Raw genomic sequence first — 4,668 nt, forward strand, 5'->3', positions numbered from 1 at the left:
GTCGCCGTGCCGGAAATGTTCCGCTACTGGCTTCAGGGTGGCAAGATTTCGGTTGGCTTCCTTGGTGCGGCCCAGCTTGACAAGTATGGCAACATCAACACCACCGTGATCGGTGATTACGACAACCCCAAAGTCCGCCTGCCGGGTGGCGGTGGTGCGCCGGAAATCGCGACCAGCTGTGGCGAAGTGTTTTTGGTGATGAAGCAAAGCAAACGAGGCTTTGTCGAAAAGATCGATTTCGTGACATCGCTTGGTCACGGCAAGGGTGGCAATGATCGTGCATCTTACGGTGTTGATACCAAAGGCCCGTCGCGCCTGATCACGGATCTTTGCATCATGGAACCGCATCCGGTGGGCAAGCAATTCGTTGTGACCTCGATCCATCCGGGCGTAACCCGAGAAGAAATCATCGAAAATACCGGTTGGGATGTTGAGTTTGCCGACGAAGTCGCGGAAACTGCGATCCCGTCCGAGAAAGAATTGCAGGTTCTGCGTGAACTGCATGCTCGTACCGCCAAGGCCCACGGGGACCAGCAGTAAGAGCAATAATAAGGATCTTAGAAATGGCTGACGCATATATTTGCGATTATATCCGCACCCCGATTGGCCGCTTTGGCGGCAGCCTGTCGCAGGTGCGCGCCGATGATCTTGGCGCTGTTCCGCTTAAGGCGCTGATCGACCGCAATCCGGATCTGGATTTTGCCGCTGTTGACGATGTCATCTTTGGCTGTGCCAACCAGGCTGGCGAAGACAACCGCAACGTTGCGCGCATGTCTTCTCTTTTGGCAGGGCTGCCGGAAACAGTGACCGGAACCACGGTCAACCGTCTGTGCGGTTCGGGCATGGATGCGATCATTATGGCCGCCCGCGCCATCAAATCGGGCGAAGCCGATCTGATGATTGCCGGTGGCGTTGAAAGCATGTCACGTGCGCCGTTTGTCATGCCAAAGGCGACGTCGGCATTTTCGCGCAATGCAGAGATTTATGACACCACCATCGGCTGGCGGTTCGTCAACCCGGTGATGAAGAAACAGTACGGCGTGGATTCCATGCCCGAAACCGGCGAAAACGTTGCCGAGGATTTCAAGATTTCCCGAGAAGATCAGGATACCTTTGCCGCCCGGTCGCAGGACAAGGCGGTCGCCGCACAGGAAAATGGTAATCTGGGCGCGGAAATTACCCCGGTCACCATCCCGCAGCGCAAAGGCGATGCCATTGTCGTGGACAAGGATGAACATCCACGTCCGGGCACCACGGCCGAAAAGCTTGCCAAACTGCCGACCCCATTCCGCGAAGGCGGTTCGGTAACGGCCGGTAACGCATCGGGTGTTAATGACGGGGCTGCTGCCCTGATCATCGCATCCGAGGCAGCGGTCAAAAAATACGGCCTGACCCCGATTGCAAGGGTTGTTGGTGGTGCGACTGCGGGTGTTGCACCGCGCATCATGGGCTTTGGCCCGGCACCGGCATCGAAAAAACTTCTCGCACGTCTTGGCTGGTCGACAGAGCAGCTTGACGTGATCGAACTGAACGAAGCCTTTGCATCACAGGGGCTGGCAACACTTCGTGATCTTGGTATTGCCGATGACGATGTGCGTGTGAACCCGAATGGTGGTGCGATTGCCCTTGGTCATCCGCTCGGCATGTCGGGTGCACGTATCACCGGCACGGCTGCGCTTCAGATGAAACGTTCTGGTGGCAAGCGTGCATTGGCAACCATGTGCATTGGTGTCGGTCAGGGTATCGCGATTGCGCTTGAAGCTGTTTGAGGCTGATGGCTGATTGATCTTTGAAAAGGTGCCCCTGTGCCGGTTGTCGGGCAGGGGCTTCTTTTTGCGTTATTGACCAATATGGTCTGCTGGCGCGACACTGATCGACTTGATTTCACACCCGTTTGAACGGTGGATGAACCCTGATGAGCGTTTCGCCCTTTGACTCTGCCCTGCTTGGAAATCTGTTTTCCGATCCGGAGATCGCGGCCCTGTTTGATGACCGTGCACAGATTGCATCCATGCTGCTTTTTGAATCGGCCCTTGCCGCGGCCGAGGCGCGCGCAGGTGTGATCCCCGAAAAAAGTGCCACCCGTATCGCCGAAGTCTGCCGTGATTTTACCCCCGATCCGGCTAGCCTTGCGGCGGGAACGGCCAGTGCCGGGGTGCCGGTGCCAGCCCTTGTTAAGGCGCTCAAGGCGGAAATTGGCGGTGACGACGCACGCTATGTCCATTTCGGCGCCACCAGCCAGGATGTGGTTGATAGCGCACTTGTTCTTCAGCTGCGCGATGCGGTTGCAATCATTCGTCGCCGCATTCGCAAACTGGCCAAGGCGCTGTCTGCCCATGCCGATACCCATCGCACAACGGTGATGATCGGGCGGACGCGGTCCCAACAGGCTGTACCAACCACCTTCGGTCTCAAGGCTGCCGGATGGCTCGCACCGCTTGTGCGGATCGATCACCGGATTGATAGCCTGTCATCAGATTTGTTGCGGATTTCGTTTGGCGGCGCTGCGGGCACATTGGCCTCGATCGGGGTGAAGGCCGCAGACGTCGAAAGCAATCTTTCCGAAGAGCTTGATCTTCCGCTTGCTGATATGCCCTGGCATGCGCAGCGTGACGTTCTTGTTGATTTCGCAAGCCAGTTAACAGCGTTAACCGGCGCACTTGGCAAGATGGGGCAGGACTTGGTTCTGCTTGCACAGTCCGAAATTGCCGAGGTCCAACCGGGCAAGGGCGGCGGGTCATCGACCATGCCGCACAAATCCAATCCGGTGCAGGCTGAAATGCTGGTGACACTGGCACGCTTCAATGCCGGGCTGCTTGGTACCTTTGCCCAGGCGCAGCTCCATGATCATGAACGAAGCGGGGCAAGCTGGCTTCTGGAATGGTTGACCTTGCCGCAGATCATTACCGCAACCGGTGCGGCACTTGCGCAGGCGGTTGATATGGTGCCGGATCTTAAAATCAATGCGGGCCGCATGGCCGAAAACCTTGAACTGTCACGCGGGGCGATGTTGGCCGAGGCCGCAACATTTGCGCTGGCCGATCACCTTGGCCGCGATGCCGCGGATAAATTGGTCAAAGATGCCATCGCCAAGTCGGCAGAAAACGCATCGAACCTGTTTGATGAGTTGCCAAAACTGACCGACGCCCCGGTGGATTGGGCACATATCCGTAACCCGGCAAACTATATCGGGCAGTCGGACGTGTTTATCGATCGTGTTTTGGGGGCCGCCAAGCGTGGCTTGCGCGACTAGGAAAAAGGCTGCCGGATGGCAGCCTTTTTTGTGTGATGCGGTGATTTGGTTCAGCGTGGTGCCCGCAGGCGCTTTTCAACCGCGTAATTATGGATGGGGACGCCAGCGACTTCGAAATCGCGGCGTTCCACAACGCTAAAGCCCTGTTTAAGCAGGAAGGATTTGGCAAATTCACTGGCCTCGGAATAAAGCTTGCCGATATCCTGTTTGCGCGCGTGCGCTTCAAGCGCGTCGTAAAGCTTTGTCACAATACCTTTGCCAGCAAAATCGGGCAGGGCATACAGAAACCCGATATGGCCATCGGCCTCGACATCGCCAAATGCGACAACCCGATCATTGCCATCAACCGCGACAAGACTGAACCGACCATCTGTCATGATTTCGATAAACCGTTCCGGTGTCGGCAGAAGCTTTGCCCACACAGCAACCTGTTCGGGGTTATAGGCGTTGGGGCCAATCTCCGTTACGGAGTGGCGATAAATCTCGACCAAGGCCTTGGCATCACTGTTCGCAAACGGACGAATTGTGATCATTCTTGTAGCCCCCATGCCGTATCAAAGAACTGACATTCAAGATCGGTTGCACGTTTGAAATAGGACAGGCATTCGGCGCGTTCTTCATCTGGCAGTGACGGTCCGACCTGATCCAGTTGGGTATTCAGATAGGCAACCACACTTTCAAAATACACCCCGATATGCAGATCAATCCATTCGGCGTACCAGAAATCATCGGGGCGTTTGGCGATGGCCTTGTTGACCCGATCCGCCCAGCCAAGATAGGTGCCCTCGGCAACCGCCAGAACGGCCAGCATATTGGCGTAACTGTTGCTATCCGTGGCGTCTTTCATAAGCTGCTTGAACGCTGCTGTTGCTGGCCAGTCCGGCATGTTTTCACGTGCATCATCAGATACGCCAAGGGCGGCAAAGGATCGTTCGAAATAGGTGTTTTCTTCGCCCGTGACCAGTGCAAGGAACTGACACCCCGGAATGCGATCCTTCAGGCTTGGTGCACGCGATACGGCCGCGGCCAGCAGGGCAACAAACCGATCAATAAACCGGTGATCCTGAATAAGGTAGTTTTCAAGATTGGCCTTGGGAAGCGCGGCATCACCCCAGGCATCGGTAAAGACATGGTGGGTTACCGCACGCCATTGATCCGCACAGGATGCCTTCAGCCAGTCTGAAAACAAACCATTCGGATTGGTTTGACGCCATGACGGAAAATCCGAAACGGCCTTTGCGGTGTTACTCATATCTGCGCGTTTCCTGAGGAGCTTGATATCATTTGGGTTTTGAACTTTTGGCATGCTCGCAACCATTGGGCAAGCCACGAAATAGGGCATCCGCCAAAGTACCGATCCGCATGGAGGCGATTGATAAGTATCAAAGTAATCGATTGGATTATAATGTTATAAA

5 protein-coding genes are annotated in these 4,668 nt (G+C 55.8%); 3 read left to right on the forward strand and 2 right to left on the reverse strand.

Features of this window, described 5'->3' with window-relative positions; all coding sequences use genetic code 11:
• The 3 genes from B3Z49_RS02870 to pcaB form a co-directional block, all read left to right on the forward strand.
• Positions 1-540 (forward strand): CoA-transferase subunit beta (locus B3Z49_RS02870; protein WP_296988113.1); only part of this gene is annotated, 540 nt, incomplete at its 5' end.
• A gap of 23 nt (positions 541-563) precedes the next feature.
• The gene (gene pcaF / locus B3Z49_RS02875) at positions 564-1,769 is read left to right on the forward strand and encodes a 3-oxoadipyl-CoA thiolase (RefSeq protein WP_296988114.1); all 1,206 of its coding nucleotides are present in this window, start codon (positions 564-566) and stop codon (positions 1,767-1,769) included.
• 146 nt (positions 1,770-1,915) lie between these two features.
• On the forward strand, positions 1,916-3,253 hold the full coding sequence (gene pcaB / locus B3Z49_RS02880; RefSeq protein ID WP_296988116.1) for a 3-carboxy-cis,cis-muconate cycloisomerase: 1,338 nt from the start codon (positions 1,916-1,918) through the stop codon (positions 3,251-3,253).
• 50 nt (positions 3,254-3,303) lie between these two features.
• On the opposite strand, the gene B3Z49_RS02885 is transcribed toward pcaB, so the two are convergent.
• Positions 3,304-3,786, reverse strand: a complete 483-nt coding sequence (locus B3Z49_RS02885) for a GNAT family N-acetyltransferase (RefSeq protein ID WP_296988118.1) — start codon at positions 3,784-3,786, stop codon at positions 3,304-3,306.
• Positions 3,783-4,505, reverse strand: coding sequence for a TenA family protein (locus B3Z49_RS02890; RefSeq protein ID WP_296988119.1), 723 nt, complete (start codon positions 4,503-4,505; stop codon positions 3,783-3,785). Before B3Z49_RS02890 ends, B3Z49_RS02885 begins: the two co-directional genes overlap by 4 nt.
• Positions 4,506-4,668 lie beyond the last annotated feature (163 nt).

This window comes from Thalassospira sp. UBA1131 (assembly GCF_002311515.1).
Lineage (GTDB): Bacteria > Pseudomonadota > Alphaproteobacteria > Rhodospirillales > Thalassospiraceae > Thalassospira.